The organism is Pseudomonas sp. IT-P171, from assembly GCF_949767765.1.
Classification (GTDB): Bacteria; Pseudomonadota; Gammaproteobacteria; order Pseudomonadales; family Pseudomonadaceae; genus Aquipseudomonas; species Aquipseudomonas fluorescens_B.
Genome location: NZ_CATKQN010000011.1, coordinates 634593 through 650425 on the forward strand (window position 1 = coordinate 634593; position 15833 = coordinate 650425).

At 54.3% G+C, this 15833-nt stretch carries 15 protein-coding genes and 1 pseudogene; 11 read left to right on the top strand and 5 right to left on the bottom strand.

Annotated features, from left to right (window positions below; translation table 11 throughout):
- Nucleotides 1-153: 153 nt before the first annotated feature.
- The gene (locus ACM6I5_RS11285; protein WP_414883839.1) at nt 154-1473 is read right to left on the bottom strand and encodes an ABC1 kinase family protein; all 1320 of its coding nucleotides are present in this window, start codon (nt 1471-1473) and stop codon (nt 154-156) included.
- A complete protein-coding gene (locus ACM6I5_RS11290; protein ID WP_017338841.1) occupies nt 1470-1934 on the bottom strand; it encodes a DUF3429 domain-containing protein in 465 nt (154 codons plus the stop codon). Before ACM6I5_RS11290 ends, ACM6I5_RS11285 begins: the two co-directional genes overlap by 4 nt.
- Nucleotides 1935-3866: 1932 nt before the next feature.
- Between ACM6I5_RS11290 and ACM6I5_RS11295 the strand changes: the two are divergent.
- The 9 genes and pseudogenes from ACM6I5_RS11295 to ACM6I5_RS11335 form a co-directional block, all read left to right on the top strand.
- A pseudogene (locus ACM6I5_RS11295) lies at nt 3867-4394 on the top strand (methyl-accepting chemotaxis protein); the annotation flags it as partial.
- Nucleotides 4395-4461: 67 nt separating this feature from the next.
- Nucleotides 4462-4908 (top strand): thiol-disulfide oxidoreductase DCC family protein, encoded by a 447-nt coding sequence (locus ACM6I5_RS11300; RefSeq protein WP_414883840.1) that lies wholly within the window; start codon nt 4462-4464, stop codon nt 4906-4908.
- Between the two features lie 162 nt (nt 4909-5070).
- Nucleotides 5071-5631, top strand: coding sequence for a GTP cyclohydrolase I FolE (folE, locus tag ACM6I5_RS11305; protein WP_414880446.1), 561 nt, complete (start codon nt 5071-5073; stop codon nt 5629-5631).
- A gap of 35 nt (nt 5632-5666) precedes the next feature.
- Nucleotides 5667-6377 (top strand): SDR family NAD(P)-dependent oxidoreductase, encoded by a 711-nt coding sequence (locus ACM6I5_RS11310; RefSeq protein ID WP_414883841.1) that lies wholly within the window; start codon nt 5667-5669, stop codon nt 6375-6377.
- A 14-nt stretch (nt 6378-6391) separates the two neighbouring features.
- The gene (locus tag ACM6I5_RS11315; protein WP_017338846.1) at nt 6392-6697 is read left to right on the top strand and encodes a DUF6482 family protein; all 306 of its coding nucleotides are present in this window, start codon (nt 6392-6394) and stop codon (nt 6695-6697) included.
- A gap of 25 nt (nt 6698-6722) precedes the next feature.
- Complete coding sequence (locus ACM6I5_RS11320; RefSeq protein WP_414883842.1) at nt 6723-8261, top strand: cryptochrome/photolyase family protein; 1539 nt, start codon at nt 6723-6725, stop codon at nt 8259-8261.
- The gene (locus ACM6I5_RS11325) at nt 8258-8398 is read left to right on the top strand and encodes a DUF2256 domain-containing protein (RefSeq protein WP_080995142.1); all 141 of its coding nucleotides are present in this window, start codon (nt 8258-8260) and stop codon (nt 8396-8398) included. The genes ACM6I5_RS11320 and ACM6I5_RS11325 overlap by 4 nt, the downstream gene beginning before the upstream one ends.
- A gap of 204 nt (nt 8399-8602) precedes the next feature.
- Nucleotides 8603-9175 carry a TetR/AcrR family transcriptional regulator gene (locus ACM6I5_RS11330; RefSeq protein ID WP_017338848.1) on the top strand — a complete coding sequence of 191 codons (573 nt, stop codon included), beginning with the start codon at nt 8603-8605 and terminating at the stop codon, nt 9173-9175.
- A complete protein-coding gene (locus ACM6I5_RS11335; protein WP_017338849.1) occupies nt 9172-10149 on the top strand; it encodes a DMT family transporter in 978 nt (325 codons plus the stop codon). Before ACM6I5_RS11330 ends, ACM6I5_RS11335 begins: the two co-directional genes overlap by 4 nt.
- Before the next feature lie 653 nt (nt 10150-10802).
- Here ACM6I5_RS11335 and ACM6I5_RS11340 read toward each other — a convergent pair.
- From ACM6I5_RS11340 to ACM6I5_RS11350, 3 genes are all read right to left on the bottom strand, one after another.
- Nucleotides 10803-12347 (bottom strand): diguanylate cyclase domain-containing protein, encoded by a 1545-nt coding sequence (locus tag ACM6I5_RS11340; RefSeq protein WP_414883965.1) that lies wholly within the window; start codon nt 12345-12347, stop codon nt 10803-10805.
- A 309-nt stretch (nt 12348-12656) separates the two neighbouring features.
- Complete coding sequence (locus ACM6I5_RS11345) at nt 12657-14027, bottom strand: heavy metal sensor histidine kinase (RefSeq protein WP_414883966.1); 1371 nt, start codon at nt 14025-14027, stop codon at nt 12657-12659.
- Nucleotides 14024-14695: a heavy metal response regulator transcription factor gene (locus tag ACM6I5_RS11350; RefSeq protein WP_017338853.1), complete on the bottom strand. Its 672-nt coding sequence runs from the start codon at nt 14693-14695 to the stop codon at nt 14024-14026. Before ACM6I5_RS11350 ends, ACM6I5_RS11345 begins: the two co-directional genes overlap by 4 nt.
- 150 nt (nt 14696-14845) lie before the next feature.
- On the opposite strand from ACM6I5_RS11350, the gene ACM6I5_RS11355 reads away from it, so the two are divergent.
- Together ACM6I5_RS11355 and uraH are read left to right on the top strand one after the other, a co-directional pair.
- Nucleotides 14846-15349: a GlcG/HbpS family heme-binding protein gene (locus ACM6I5_RS11355; RefSeq protein ID WP_414880504.1), complete on the top strand. Its 504-nt coding sequence runs from the start codon at nt 14846-14848 to the stop codon at nt 15347-15349.
- A gap of 10 nt (nt 15350-15359) precedes the next feature.
- Nucleotides 15360-15770: a hydroxyisourate hydrolase gene (uraH, locus tag ACM6I5_RS11360; RefSeq protein WP_017338855.1), complete on the top strand. Its 411-nt coding sequence runs from the start codon at nt 15360-15362 to the stop codon at nt 15768-15770.
- Nucleotides 15771-15833: the final 63 nt, after the last annotated feature.

Consider the following 15833-nt stretch of genomic DNA (forward strand, 5'->3'; position numbering starts at 1 on the left):
CCCGAATGAGCGATAGCCGATGTAGCTATAGCTCCGCAGCCCAGCAAATCGCCAATTGAATCAGAGATCAGATACTTGCGGGCCTAGAATTATGCAAAGGCATGGTTAAACGGTAGCGGTACCCAAGGCGAGCATTTACCGTCCATAAAGCGCTCAAATCACGTAAGGCTCGAACAGCCTCCGGACATTTACCCGCGCCTTCAGCTTCGCGGCCAACAGGTACAAACCTACCACCTTGCGATGCAGAAACAGCACATCCACAGGTGGCGTGTGCCAGAAGTCGCGGTCGGCACCTAGTTCCCAACCGGTATCACGTAGGCGTACGGCCAGGTCAGACGTCGCAAAGTCATAGGCACCTTGATGCCTCAGTGGCTCGCAGGCCTGTGTAATGAGATCAGTGAGTACCGCTCGGTGTTTGGGCAGCGTTTCAGGCTGAAAGTAGCCGACGTCCAGCGCGGCATTGGTGATGCCGGCACGGTCTTCATGCAGGCCTCCAATCAACAAGCGGCGATAAGCCTCGGTAGTGTTGCGGTCATAAAGTCGCGTGGCGCCGAAGTCCAACAACACCATCCGTCCTGAGCCTTGCTGATAACGGTAATTGGCAAAGTTAGGGTCGGTCTGCACGCACTGGAACTCGAACACCTCGCGCAGAAACAGGCCGAATAGCAACATGATGATCCGGTCGCGCTCTGCTTGGGGCGCGTGCTCTAGTGACTCCACCGCTACCCCGTCAACGAAGGACATCACCAAAATATTCGGCGTGCTGAACTGGGCATACGCACGAGGAACCAGAAAGTCAGGACTGTCCGCCAACAGTTGATCAAAGCGCTGTAAGTGATCGGTTTCTTTCATGTAGTCCGCTTCATCCTGTAGCTGACGCTTGGCCTCTTGGAGCAATGGGCCGACGTCCATGCCCTTAGGCAGCATCCCGGACATGCGCAGCAAGGAAGCAACGTTATCCACATCGCTGGAAATACTCTCGCGCACGCCAGGGTATTGCACCTTGATCGCCAGGCGTTGGCCGTCCTTTCCTTTCGCAACATGAACCTGGCCGATGGACGCTGCCGCCAATGGCGTGAAGGAAAACCGTTCGAAGCGCCCTTCCCAGCCCTTGCCCCAGCTTTCGTTAAGGACTGCCACCAACTGGCTCATGGGCATAGGATGAGCGTCGCAACGCAGACGAGAAAGGATTTCGCTGAACTCGCGCGGCAACAGATCACCTGCATCCATCGATAACAACTGCCCAATCTTCATGGCGGCGCCACGCAGTTGCGACAGCTGCTCGACCACCCGATGCACATTGCCCGACGTCAACAGCAGTTCGCTGAGCGCCGGACGTTTGCCCTGAACCCACTGCCGAGCGCCTTCGGCTAGCATGCCGCCCGCGACGCCCGAGGCCAAACTGCCTAAACGCATCAACCGCGATAAGCGGCTGCCAGGCACGGGCAACGAGCCGGGCACACGAGGCTTCATGAATGAAGCGCCTCAACGATCGCGGCAAGCAGCAAGCAGACGCTCGCCACGAGGGTAAGCCGTAATCGCATCGGCAGGTACCAGGCGGGCAAGCTCGTAACCCGCAACAGCTGCCTGTCCTGCCGAAGGTGGACAACAAAGCCGATGACCAGCAGCAAGCAACCCAATGGCATTGGCAGTAACGTGGCAATCCAAGCAATAAGCGCAGGAATGACACTCCAGATGAACCGGTCGCTGCCCTGCTCGGCGCTCATGTCTTTCACTGTCATGGCGAAGCCCCAGTGTAAGGCGCCGACGAAGCTCAGGATGACTGCGCCATAGTTAACAAGCGCCATCGCAAACAACGGCCGATAGTCGAGAGAGAACGGGATCAGCAGCGCCAGAAAAATAAACGGCAACAGACCGCCATAACCCAGCAGGCTGACGTGCTTTGGCAGAGAGGTTGAAGGCAACGCGTTCATTTGTATTCCTTGCAGTGAGCGACACTCAAGACTGTAGGCCCAAAAGCCCCGCTTGGGCGAGATTGATGGCGATCCGAAGCTGAGGTCAACGTAATGAGTCGCTTTGTAGAATCAGGTCATTGCCCCATTGCTTTTCGGGCAATCAGGCGACGCCATATGAGGCGCTTCGCATCCTTGAGATCATGCTCAGTGCCTGCATTTACCAAGTCGACAGCACCTTAGAACCCTTCCAGCCTTCAGTTCTTCGTGAGCGGGTTTTTAAAACGTGCCAATGCAATCAACAGATTCTTGAAACCAAAATCAATAGGAAAACCGCGCCAGCAGTGCTTTGCCTGGTCGTCCAAGATTGCTTGCAGTAAGTCATGACGCGATGTGACTGGCGACGCTGTATGAGATGAACAGGCGCTAGAACACGAAAATCACGACTACAAATTTTCGGAGATGTCTGGTCGTTTCACCATCGGTTTTAAGCATACGAGCACGGGCTCTCGCTGACGAATCCCGGTCCTTCATCGGGGCCACCTAGCTTTTACGAACCGATCCGCTCGCCATCCTGGTGCATCACCGAAACCAGACTGTGACTGCCGTGGCTCGACCTTGAGAGAAGCGATAATACCTATACAAAAATAACTTTGTGTATAGGTTTTCTGCAATCTGTGTCACTCTGCCATCAGTCAGCTATCACCAGCGGCTCACGCTCGTACCTCGCCGGGCTCTCGTCACTTTCAAATGGGCGGTAGAGACAAGAGCCCTTAACACGGACAGCAAAACAGAACCACCACGTCTTGCCCGTACAGGGTCTATCTAAGAGTTCAGCCGATGAAAAACTCCATCACACTAGCCTCGCGCATAGGCCTTGGTTTCGCCGTAATTGTGTCGCTGCTCATACTAATCACCGCCGTGGGCATCCAACGTGTGGACTTTATCGACTCCACCCTGGAACACGTAAGCGAAAATGCGGCCAAGATTCAACGTTACGCTATTAATTTTCGCGGGAGTGTACACAACCGAGCCATTGCTATTCGGGACGCAGTGTTGGTGGATAGTGATAAAGACTTAACCGTCCACCTCAATGAAGTTATCAATCTAGAACAGGCCTACTCCGATTCAGCCATGCCAATGGATCAGCTATTTGCAACTGCAGGGGTAACATTGCAGGAGCAACAGCTGTTACTGGCGATTAAAGATATTGAAAAGCAAACGCTAGCTTCCACCAAGTCGGTAATTGCTTTGCGTCGCGCCGGAGATATTTCAGGTGCACAGGCTTTGCTGCTGCGCCAAACTTCCGGTCAATACAGTGAATGGTTGAAACGCGTGAATGCACTGATTGACTATGAAGAAGCCTCGATCAAAAGCCAACTCAGTGCGGTACAAGCCACCGCTAGTGAGTTTCGAGGACTGATGCTCATGGCCACCGGGATAGCGCTGCTGCTGAGCATTATCCTGGCGATCTCAATTATTCGCTTCGTCAAGTCAACGCTGGGTGCTGAGCCGACTCAGGTTGCACAGGCTATCCAGCGATTGGCGGCAGGTGACTTGCAACAAATCATTGTTACCGATTATCCGAACAGCGTGATGGGCGTCCTGAAAACTGCCCTAAGCCGTTTGGCTGATACCATTAGTGAAGTACGCATTGCGGCCCAAGAGGTCAACAATTCATCTAGGCAACTATTGACCACATCGTCCACCAATAACAATCAAATTAGCCTGCAGAACCGCGAAGCCGAACAGGTGGCAACTGCAATTACGCAAATGGCGGCAACGGTCAATGAAGTTTCAGGTTATGCATATCAAGCAGCGGACGCAACGCGTCTAGCCGATGCGGAAGTTGTAAGCGGTAATCGCGTCGTTGCGGACACCACTCTCGCTATCGAACAATTAGCGAACACACTGGTTGAAACCACCCATACGGTAGAACAGGTGTCCAAGCGTAGCGAAGAGATTGAAATAGTGATCGAGGTAATCAATTCAATTGCAACGCAAACTAACCTGTTGGCGCTGAACGCAGCCATCGAAGCGGCCCGAGCAGGTGAGCATGGCAGAGGGTTTGCAGTTGTGGCCGATGAAGTGCGCTCTCTAGCTAATCGCACTCAGGAGTCGACGCGGGAAATTCGAGAAATGATAGGCACGCTGCAGAGCGGTACCGAAACGGCTGCACAAACCATGCGTAATAGTTGCGAACTGGTAAGCCACACCGTTGCGCAAACCCGCAACGCCCAGACGGCGCTATCTAAAATCAGCCAGCAAGTCGGCGCCATAAACCACATGAATGCCCAAATCGCCAGCGCATCTATCCAGCAAAGCGTAGTGGCCGAAGACGTTGCGCAAAATATCACGCGCATCCATAGCTCAACGGTGCAATCAGCAACGGGCTCTCGTGAAGTTGCAACGGCCAGCCAGGAGTTAGCGCAGCTTGCGGATCGTCTTACCCAGAAGGTCGCATTTTTCAACTTGGCTTAGGGCGGGCCCATTGTCAGTCCTTTTCTTTCAGCATATCTTGTGCAAAACCTATACAGGTCGGCTAAAAATGTACAATAAAAAGGATTGGCCACTGACGCTGTACTTTGACGGTCAATGTCCGCTGTGTGCGCGCGAAATCAAGATCCTGAATCGACACGCCGCAGAGAGTCGACTGCTATTTATTGACATCAGCAGCGGAGCGTTCGACGCCAAGGTACTCGGGTTCACGTTCGAGCAAATGCAGTCCTCGCTGCACGCCCGTTTCGCCGATGGCCGCTGGGTAACCGGTCTGGACGCCACCTTGTGGAGCTGGCGAGCCGCGGGCTTGGGGTTTTGGGCTGCGCCATTGACATGGCGTGCCACCCGACCGCTGCTTGATTTGGGTTATCGCCTCTTCTGCCGCTTACGCCCCCATTTGGCGTGGCTTCCTCACCCTGATGGCCGCCGTCGCTGTGTCGATGACCGTTGCGGTGGGCCGGAGTCAAAACCCGAAAAGACGAGCGGCCCACTTTGAAAACAAAACAGACCTAGAAAACTTCGCTTTCCCATCGGGCCGACGCAGAACCTGAGCAACAGATGATCTGGCGAACTCCTTGTTATCTGGTGCGCAGCAGGCACTCCCCTACTGCCAAGGATTGCCGCCACCTTAAGCACAGCATGGCTGCGAGGAATCAAAATGAACCCATCAATAGCCAAGCATTACCGTGAAATTCTCATCGCTGTAGGCGAGAACCCTGAGCGTGAAGGACTGCTGGACACGCCCAAGCGCGCAGCCAAAGCGATGCAATACCTTTGCAACGGCTACACGATGAGTCTGGAAGACGTGACCAACGGTGCCCTGTTCGAATCGCAAAACGATGAAATGGTCATCGTGCGCGATATCGAACTGTATTCATTGTGTGAGCATCACCTGCTGCCCTTCATCGGCAAGGCTCATGTCGCGTACATCCCCACAGGAAGGGTACTGGGTCTATCAAAGGTCGCCCGAGTCGTCGATATGTTCGCCCGCCGCTTACAGATCCAGGAAAACCTCACAAAACAAATTGCTGATGCCATCCATCACATCACCGATGCGGCCGGCGTGGCCGTGGTCATTGAGGCAAAGCACATGTGCATGATGATGCGGGGCGTGGAAAAGCAAAACTCTGTGATGACGACCTCAGTGATGCTGGGGGCCTTTCGCGAGTCATCCGCTACGCGTCTCGAGTTCCTGCAACTGATTGGGCGACGCAGCTAAGGCCCCAAATCCGCACAAGGTGTAGGAGAGGCGAAATGAACAGTTCCTTTGAGATGAACTCACTCGGCTACGGCTACCGTGCCTTGGTGATAGGAGCCAGTGGAGCGCTCGGCGCGGCGTTTTGTGAGTTGCTCAACGAAGATCCAAGATGCTCGGTTGTTCGTGAGCTGGGGCGCAATAGTGCTCCAGGATTGGATCTGGAAAAGCCAGACAGTATCGCCAGCGCAGCCGCCGTATTAGCCGAAGAAGCCCCGTATCAGTTGATTTTGCATGCTGCCGGTCTGCTACATCGCGAAGACATCAAGCCTGAAAAAAGTTACACCTCTATTGAAGCTGATGCGCTTCAGGCGATATTCCAAGTCAACGCGCTCGGGCCTGCGCTGGTTTTGCGTCACTTTCTACCCTTGCTAGACCCTCGCGGCGCAATGGCGGTGCTCTCCGCCAAGGTCGGCAGTATTGGCGATAACCGTCTGGGCGGCTGGTATGCCTATCGCGCCTCCAAGGCAGCGTTGAACATGTTGATTAAAACGGCTGCGATTGAACTGGCACGAACACGCCCTCAGACCCGTTTGCTGAGTCTTCATCCAGGCACGGTCATTTCGGGCCTGTCCCAGCCCTTTAAAGGCGCTTCTGCCGCCAGGCCTGCAAGCCTCGTTGCCCGCGAATTGTTATCACTGATTGACCGCTTGGCGCCTGCCGACAGCGGCAATTTCTTTGCTTATAACGGAGAACGCCTACCGTGGTAGGCAGGGAGTGAACCTTGAATCTGCAAGCGTTGACCGAACGGGCCGCGAATGGCGAAGTACGAGAGTTGGAGCTGCTGTCTCTGGAAGGCGGTTTTTATCTGGCGCGAGTCGGGCTGGATCACGGCCAGTTCACACTGCTGGACGACGAAGCAAAGCCTATGCGCCTTCGCTCCATCAATCACCTGCGTGAGTTGTTGCAGTTTGTGCCGCCTTTCCCCTGCGTGCTTGTGCAGCAGTGCGTCCATGACGAGATGTGCGGCTCACGTGAAGGGCGCATTGAGCCGTTACGCATTCCATTCTCGCTGACTGCGCCTTGGTGAGTCATCTTCCGTTGGACTCTTTCGAATGAACAAGACTCACCGACTATGCCTGGTCTTGGGCGACCAGTTGTCTTTTGACCTGGCCTCATTGAAGGGGCTGGACAGCGAGCGCGATACGGTTTTGCTGGTCGAAGTGATGGAGGAAGCCAGCCATGTGCCCCATCACCCGCAAAAAATCGCACTGATCTTCAGTGCGATGCGCCATTTTGCTGAGGCGTTGCAGCAGCGTGGCATCCGCGTGCAATACGTCACGCTCGATGATCCGCAAAATAGCGGATCGGTACCGGAAGAGTTACGGCGCTGGCAATCACTGCTGCAACCGGATGAGCTGCACCTGACAGAATGCGGTGACTGGCGCCTGGAGCAGTCGCTGAAAGATTGTGGCTTGGCGATCCAGTGGCATACCGATACCCGTTTTCTCTGCACCCGACTCGAGTTTGCGTCCTGGGCCGAAGGCAAAAAGCAGCTGCGCATGGAGTTCTTCTACCGTGAGATGCGACGCAAGAGTGGTCTGTTGCTCAACGGCGACGGCAGCCCGGTCGGCGGCGCCTGGAACTTTGATGCCGATAACCGCAAGGCACTGCCCAAAGGCGTGAGAGCTCCCTCGCCAGTGCGATTTTCAGCCGATGCAATCACCCAGGAAGTGCTTGAGCTGGTCGCAAAAAACTTCTCCAGCCACTATGGCGCACTCGACACTTTTGATTACCCGGTAACCCACGCCGATGCCCAAGCGTTGTGGGATTACTTCCTCGATTGGAGCCTCGCTGCTTTCGGCGACTACCAAGATGCGATGGCCAGTGATGAACCTTTTCTGTTCCATGCGCGGATCAGCGCCGCACTGAATATTGGCCTGTTGGATCTACGTCAATTGTGCAGCGACGTCGAGGCTGCTTACTGGGCGCACAGCATTCCATTAAACGCAGCCGAAGGCTTTATCCGTCAACTCATTGGCTGGCGTGAATATGTACGCGGCGTGTACTGGCTGAAAATGCCCGACTACTCCGGCGGCAATCTGTTTGGCAACAGCAGGCCGCTTCCAGAGTTCTATTGGACTGGCGACACCAAGATGAACTGCATGGGCCAGGCGATCGGCCAAAGTTTGAAACATGCCTATGCCCACCACATCCAGCGGCTGATGGTGACCGGCAACTTTGCACTGCTGGCCGGCATCGCTCCGTCCCAGATTTGCGACTGGTACCTGGCGATCTACATGGACGCATTCGACTGGGTCGAGCTACCCAATACATTGGGCATGGTCATGCATGCCGATGGTGGTTACCTGGGCTCTAAGCCTTACTGCGCCAGTGGCCAATATATAAAGCGCATGTCTGACTACTGCCGTAATTGTGCGTACAAAGTCAGTGAAAGCACGACGGACGACGCCTGCCCTTTCAATTCGCTTTACTGGCATTTTCTAATACGTCATGGCGACCTTCTGCGCAGCAATCAGCGCATGGGCATGGTCTATAAAAACCTCGATCGTATGACTGAATCCAAGCAGCAAGCACTCTGGGATCGTGGCCAGAAACTGCTCGCCAAACTAGATGTCGGGGAGTCGTTTTGAAGAAGAGTGAACTACCGATCAAAACCTGTGCGGTCTGCGGATTGCCTTTCGCCTGGCGCAAGAAATGGGCGCGCTGCTGGGCTGAGGTGCGCTACTGCTCGGAGCGTTGCCAACGGCGCAGGAGCATTGAATGGTGAGAGAGCGTATGCGTTAACCACTCGGGTGCAGGCTGCGTTTAGCTAGCGTAACGAACGTCCTGGCTGGCCAAATCCTGCGATTTACTGCTGCTTTTGCATACTGCGGTCTGCGTCGTAGCGGCCATGATTCAGGTCGTATTTGGATGCACCCCAATCTTACCGGTCAGTATAGTTAGCTCCGTCCCTACGCCGGAGTGCCTTAAATTGGACAATACCCGTGAACGCTTGATTGACTCAGCGTTGAAGCTGTTTCTGTCGCAAGGTATACACATTACTGGTGTGATGGCCATCGCCGCGATGGCGGGTGTTACCAAGATGACGCTCTACAGCCATTTCCCCTCCAAGGATGCGCTGATAGTGGCTTGCCTTGAGGAGCGTGACCGACGCTGGCGTGAAGAGGTAGCGCGCACCTTGGCAGGGCATCCTGACCCGGTCAGTGGCATGCTCGCTTTTTTCGATTTGTATCAACGTTTTCTTTTACAAGACAGCGAACGCGGGTGCCTGTTCGTCAACAGTGCGGCTGAATTCCCCCAGTTTAGCCACCCTGTACATTTAGCAGTCAGCAGGCATAAGCAAGGGATACGCGACAATCTTAATGCCTTGGCCGTGAGCGCCGGTATAAGTGACCCTGACGTAGTTGCTGAGGGGCTGTTTATCTTACTGGAGGGCAGTTTTGTCAGCGGCACCATGGGCCAGGACGTGCGGGTATTCGACACTGCCCGACACGTAGCTCATTGCTGGATCCGGAAGCAGGCCCAACAGGAGCATCACGTATGACCCTAGGCCTATTAGCGGCCATTGCCGCCACTTTTTCCTGGTCGCTGCTCTACATCTTTCCGGGGTTGGTCGGCGATTACAGCCTTTTTGATCTGGCTGTGGTGAGCTATTCCTTTGCCGGTTTAGGTAGCCTGCTTGTGCTGTTTGTTTACCGCTGCGAAGTTCGGCAGTTGCGACTGAGCGACTGGGCCTGTGCCGCACTGCTGGGCTTCTTGGGATACATCGGCTACTTCTTCCTGATCACCACTGCGGTCTTGGCAGCTGGGCCGGTGATCCCTCCGGTAATGATGGGGTCAGTACCGATTGTGCTCGCGATTGCCGGCAACATGCGAAGCTCCAGCGTACCCTGGCGCGCCATTGCCGGGCCGCTGCTGGTGGCGGCATTGGGCATAAGTTTGGTCAACTTGAGCGTGTTTGATTTTAGCGCCGCAAAGGTGGTGCTCCCGACCCATTCGATATTGCTGGGGCTGCTCGCATCGTTAATGGCAATTGGATTTTGGACTGGCTTTGGATTGTTAAATGAAAGTGCTTTGGCTCAGCGTCCAAGCATGTCACCCATGTTGTGGTCAGCCATGCTGATCTTCATGTGCAGCGTCGAGATGCTGGCGTTCATACCCGTTGGTCTGCACTTGAACCTGTCCCACTTCGCTAGCCATCCGAGCGGGTTAGCAGGTACTCAGGCGCTAATAGTCTGTGGGTTGATTCAGGGGTTAGGGGCCACCCTTGCAGGTGCCTGGGCATGGTCGATTGCAACTCGACGTCTACCTCTGGCGCTCAGCGGGCAATTGATCGCCAGCGGAACCATTTATGCTACTACGATGGGCCTGCTGATCAACCAACGCTGGCCCTCTCCTATGGAAGCGCTTGGGACAGGGTTGCTACTGGTAGGAGTGGTATGGGCAATTCACGCCTTTTATCGCAGGCAAACACGCCTCGCGACGCGTGGCGGGATAACTGACCTTGGCCAAAACTAATTCGACTGCGCCGGTATGGGCATTTTAAAAAAGTGCGTTACGAGCCAACAAGTCAGCGTCCGAAACTCAAGACTGTTATTCATTTTCCTTCCATGTCTGATGGTATCGAAGCGATTATGTCGAGGTCGCTTGCTTCCTCATCTGCCCCCTTAACCGTAGATACGAATATTATGGGATGAAAGAATCCGTAGGACTCGATGATCCTCTTGAATAGCCGGGCCCTGCTGGCCCGAAGCATCGACTATAGGAAAAATGGCTCAACACGCTACCTACTGCTAACCGTGCTTCATGCGATGAGAAGCATGGTGCACCGTCATAAATTGTCTCAGCTTCAGTCCGTCCCGTTCTTGAAGTGGTCTCCTTTTGCCGGTACTTGTAGGGCACCAATCTTCAGCAGGGAACGCACCATGCACCCAAGATTCAGAGTCATCGAGACCACCGGCATGGAAGATGGCGCTAAGCGATACAGAGTCGTTGATCTCGTCGAAGGAGGCTCAGCTAGCAAGCACGATGTCTTCAAAATCAGGACGGATGCGGAGGCTGTTTGTTCGCTCCTGAATGCCGAGCCTCATCAGCGTGATGTAACTCATAAGTCGCTTAGTCTTTGACCCGCTTGTCCATTCAAAACGGCACAAGTCTCATGCAGCAGGGGATTACGTCATCCCTACACCCCTCCGACCAAGTTGCTTGACTCCATACATGGCCTGATCCGCCGCTTTAAGCAATGTGTCGAGATTCTGGCCATGAATAGGACACAGCGAAACTCCGACACTGCACGATACCGATAGCTCTCCTGCACTTGTCACGACTGTCTGCGCGATGGTGTCGAACACCCTCAATGCCTGCGACTCAGCACTCTCGGGGTCAGATAGTTTAGAGATCAGCATCACGAATTCGTCGCCACCGTACCGGGCAACGGTGTCACATGAGCGGGTGGCTTGAAGCATGCGGTGTGCGACCGCTCGCAGAACCTGGTCGCCTACTTCATGGCCGTACTTGTCGTTGATTTCCTTAAAATGATCCAAGTCGATCAAAAGCACAGCAAACGGAATCCCTTTAGCCTCCCAATCCGAGAAGGCCTGGGCAAAACGTTCGGCGAACAAGTAACGGTTAGGCAGTTGCGTGAGCACGTCATGTGTTGCGAGGTAGGCCGAGCGCTGGTGCTCAACTTCAGCCCTTTCTAACGCCTTGAAATGCCGAATCAATACCATCGGCATCAACACCAGTGCCCCGGCGAGGACAAAAAGTATCATCAACATTTCTTTGGTGAGGACATCCCCGACACGGAGTTGCCGCTCGAAGACCAACGTCATTGGCTGCGATGTACTGCGGATCTCGACTCGGTCAGCCAATTGCGGCAAGAAGAGGCGATCTAGAAAACTTGCTTGTTGAACCTGTGTTGAAAACACACTGCTTTCAGTCCCAGCAGCGGTTTTCAGGACTGCACTGATGTGAACCAGGGGATCCAGGTTTGCATTATTCACTGCATCCAGTAGCGCGCCCGTTTTGATCAATAGCAAAGACACCATCGTGCTGCCAAAAAAATTGGGGCGGGTGTTCTCTCGCGACTGTTCAGGCCGAATGACTGACTGCATCAGAATGTATGCGTTGCCACCCTCATACATTGTAAAAACGGGTGATACAACGGGCTTCTGATTATTGTGGGTCCGAGCCAGCGCATAGGAGAGATAGGCGACGGTTTCTAATCTGACGCCATAGATCGAACTGGATTCAGGGAGTAACGGGTACATGAACAACACCGGCCAAGTCTCGCTGAGATACACCTGATTTTGGGCAGGTTGCTGGGTGAGGCTCGGGAAGTCTTTGAGTTCAAAGTCTGGCCGCCAGGTACGGCGCAACAGATCTTCAAAGGCAGCCTGTTCGGCGATGGGTACTGCCCTAGCAGCCTCGAGCATGTAAATATGAGGGTAAGCTGATAAAACGGCTGCCGCATAACGGGCCGCAGCTTCAGTATCGCTCTGATCCACGGCTTGGAGAAATGCTGAGAAACCTGCCAATACAGCTTCATTGGTATCAAGCTGATTTCGCACGACGCCGGAAATATTCTGAACGTATTCCGAGAAACGCGTTTCCCTGCTTTGGGTCTCTGACTTCAGTAGCAACATGGCCGAAAAACCAACCAGGCCGACAGCAAGAATAATGAAACCTGCCAGGGAGCTGCGCCGCCTAGTAAGCATCACTTTAACTTTTCCAAGGCGCAGAGCGAGAGCCGAGCCTTGGCAAGCACCGTTGAAGCTAAAAGAGATCGCGGGTGAACGACCGATAAATGCCGATTTGAAGGTCGCTGAGCATTGAAAACAATTCCCAAGGAATCAGTTCCGATACGATTTCTGCTCTGCACTGCGACTACCCCTTTCGCATGTGATCGAAAGAAAAATTTTCGAGCCCCATTTGCTGCTCCCTAGATGTTCACCACTGCAACGAAACTCACTATAGGGCAATTTGCCAGCATTCGCTGTGTCGTGTGCAATAACTTCGGTTCGAGCTCAGGCGTTTATAAGGGGAAACTCCAAGTGAAAGCTCGTACCTGCGTCAGTGCTGTCAACGGTTATACAACCGCCATGCAGTTGCATAATCGAACGAACGATGGCCAATCCCAGACCACCGGAATCGTCGGGTTGATTACGTGATGGGTCACACCGGTAAAAGCGCTCAAACAATCGTGGAAGATGTTCTGCCGCAATCGGCTCGCCGTGGTTGTGCACCGTGATGTCGAGACGGTGCTCCAAAACCCTGCTGCTGATCGTCACTGCAGAGGTAGGAGTTGCGTAGCGCAGCGCATTCGCCAGTAAGTTAGCAAGTGCTCGACGGATCAAGCCTGGATCACCCAGCAATTGATCCTGGGTCTGGTTTATCAGCTGTACATCTCGTTCTTGCGCTACCCCTTCGAAATACTCACAGAGCTGCTCGATCAGATCGTGCAGGTTGATTTGCTCGAATTTTACGCAAGCGTTTGGCTGCTCGGTGCGAGCGAGAAACAGCATGCTGTCGATCATGCGGGCCAGCCTTTCATACTCTTCCTGATTGGAAACCAGCAGGTTCTGATAGTCCTCTATAGAGCGACTGCGCCTCAGGGTTTGTTGGGTATGTCCCATCAGGTTGCCTAGTGGGGTTCGCATCTCATGGGCGAGGTCTTCCGAGAAACGTGAAAGCTGGGCGAATCCGTCCTCAAGACGTGCAAGCATCTGGTTGAGGGCATTACAGAGCGGTTTGAGCTCATTCAGCTCACTGAACTCATCCAGCCGCAGATGCAGATGCTGCACATCGATTGCGGCAGCGCGATTGGCCAGCAGGCGCACAGGGTGCAGGCCTCGTTGACTAACCCACCAACCGAATGCAAAAGCCAATAGCGCTCCGACTGACATGGCCAGCCAAAGCCTGAGTCGGTAAACCCCCAGCATCTGCTCGCGCTCACCCAACAACTTGCCAGCGATCAGGGTCAAGCCGCGATCACCCTGCATGACATCCTGCCAGGCAAGCCGCACAGGCTCGGAAGAGTGATCCTCAACAAGGCGCGCCTGGTGGGCAGCCGGCAACTTTGGAAAGGTCATACCCACCGGGTTGATTTCGATCAACACCTTGCCGGTGTCATCGACAATCCATAGCAGACTGTCGCGATTGCCCAACATGTTTTCGTAGAGCTTGGGCCGACCTCGCAGTTGCTCGATGCTGTCGCTATCGCTGATCAATGCTTGCATTCGCTCCAGGCGTCCCAGCAGGGCCTGGTCGTCGCGCCATGCAATCTCTCGCTGTAACGATTGATAAAGATAAAAACCAATGGAGCCCAGTAATAGCACGCTGACCAGTGCGAACATGATGGCCAGGCGCAGGCTCAGAGTGCGCGGATATAGATTCAGGATTGCACCTCGAGCATGTAACCGATACCACGGACTGTGTGTATCAACTTCAGCGGGTAAGGATCATCAACCTTGGCCCGCAGTCGGCGGATGGCGACATCGACCACATTAGTGTCACTGTCAAAGTTCATTTGCCAAATCTGTGAGGCAATCAGCGAACGCGAGAGCACCTCCCCTTCACGACTAAGCAGCAAGTGCAGTAGGGCGAACTCCTTGTTGGTCAGGGTGAGGCGCTCGCCGCTGCGCGTTACCCTGCGTCGCAACAAGTCCAGACTAAGGTCACCAGCCACAAAATGCTCCACCTCGCGAGGCGGACCACGGCGCAGCAAAGTGCGTACGCGTGCCAACAACTCGGCATAAGAAAAGGGTTTCACCAGATAATCATCAGCCCCCAACTCCAGCCCTTTGACCCGATCATCAACCGAATCACGTGCGGTAAGAAACAGTACCGGGGTCTGGCACTTACGCCGGATGATTTGAAGCAATTGCCAGCCATCCAACCCCGGCAACATGACATCCAGAATGATCAGATCGAACTCACTCTCCTGTGCCAAATGCTGGCCATCAAGGCCGTCAAGAGCGATCTCTACCGAATAGCCCGATTCAGTCAGGGCTTTGCGCAGGTAATCCGCCATTTTCGTTTCATCTTCAACCACCAGGATACGCATTTTTTCCTCCAGGACTGGCGCACAGGCTAGCCCGCTTCGCTGATTTCTCACATTACATATTGGTAATCAGGAGGTAATCATTCTGACGGAGCGAGCTGGTCATGATGTCTGGCAATGACCCAGACAGACTCAACCAACCAAGGGAACAGCATGCGTACAAGCCTATCGACTTCATTGCTGATCACACTCGCAATGAACTCTGCGTTCGCCGTTGCAGCTCCGGATCAGGTTGCGCAGCGCCAGGACGTGTCACTTGCAATGGCCAACGATTTGCTAACGGCCGCGCTGACCGCCTGTCACGCCGATGGCCGCACAGCCGTTGCCGCAGTTGTCGACCGTGGCGGCAATCTGGTTGCCGTGCAACGCGATGACAATGTCGGCCCGCACAACACGTTAGCCGCGCAACGCAAAGCCTATACCGCCCTGTCGACCAAGACTTCGACGCGGTTGTTAGCTGAGCGCGCTCGCGCTAATCCAGATGCTGAAAACCTTAACACCCTCGATGAGTTGTTATTGCTCGGTGGAGGCGTGCCATTGAAATTCGATGGTCAGGTCATCGGCGCCATCGGGGTGGCCGGTGCAGGCGGCGCTGCAAACGATGAAGGTTGTGCAGAGGTCGCTATCAACAAAGTTTTACCTGCCGTTAAAAACTAAGGACATCACCATGACTGTATTGAAGAGTTTCTTCGCTGGCGCTGTATTGAGTGCCCTTTCAGCGTTTGCATCAGCGGCAACGAATCCATTGAGCGTGCATGTACTCAATTTGCAGGATGGCCTGCCCTCCCCTGGAGTCAATGTCACGTTGGAAAAACAGGATGGGAAAGACTGGGACATGCTCAACAGCGCGAAAACCAACGAGCAAGGTCGTATCACCGGGCTGTATCCGGAAGGTCGGGGTCTGGAGAAAGGTACCTACCGTGTCACCTTCAAGACTGGCGAGTGGTTCAAGTCGCACAAAACGTCCAGTTTCTTTCCGGAGGTACCCGTCATTTTTGAGGTGGACGGTACCGTACCTCACTATCACATCCCGTTGCTTCTGAGCCCTTACGGTTTCTCCACATACCGAGGAAATTGATCGTTAAGCGATACCAATGGATACCGTCCGAAGGTGAAGACAGCCGCCCCTAATCAAAAGGGC

Bases quoted from the DNA above. Each gene is read 5' to 3' on its own strand.
- ACM6I5_RS11300 (WP_414883840.1), top strand. From the start codon at position 4,462: ATGTACAATAAAAAGGATTGGCCACTGACGCTGTACTTTGACGGTCAA.
- ACM6I5_RS11310 (WP_414883841.1), top strand. From the start codon at position 5,667: ATGAACAGTTCCTTTGAGATGAACTCACTCGGCTACGGCTACCGTGCC.
- ACM6I5_RS11335 (WP_017338849.1), top strand. From the start codon at position 9,172: ATGACCCTAGGCCTATTAGCGGCCATTGCCGCCACTTTTTCCTGGTCG.
- ACM6I5_RS11355 (WP_414880504.1), top strand. From the start codon at position 14,846: ATGCGTACAAGCCTATCGACTTCATTGCTGATCACACTCGCAATGAAC.
- folE (WP_414880446.1), top strand. From the start codon at position 5,071: ATGAACCCATCAATAGCCAAGCATTACCGTGAAATTCTCATCGCTGTA.
- ACM6I5_RS11285 (WP_414883839.1), bottom strand. From the start codon at position 1,473: ATGAAGCCTCGTGTGCCCGGCTCGTTGCCCGTGCCTGGCAGCCGCTTA.
- ACM6I5_RS11320 (WP_414883842.1), top strand. From the start codon at position 6,723: ATGAACAAGACTCACCGACTATGCCTGGTCTTGGGCGACCAGTTGTCT.
- ACM6I5_RS11340 (WP_414883965.1), bottom strand. From the start codon at position 12,347: ATGCTTACTAGGCGGCGCAGCTCCCTGGCAGGTTTCATTATTCTTGCT.
- uraH (WP_017338855.1), top strand. From the start codon at position 15,360: ATGACTGTATTGAAGAGTTTCTTCGCTGGCGCTGTATTGAGTGCCCTT.
- ACM6I5_RS11350 (WP_017338853.1), bottom strand. From the start codon at position 14,695: ATGCGTATCCTGGTGGTTGAAGATGAAACGAAAATGGCGGATTACCTG.
- ACM6I5_RS11290 (WP_017338841.1), bottom strand. From the start codon at position 1,934: ATGAACGCGTTGCCTTCAACCTCTCTGCCAAAGCACGTCAGCCTGCTG.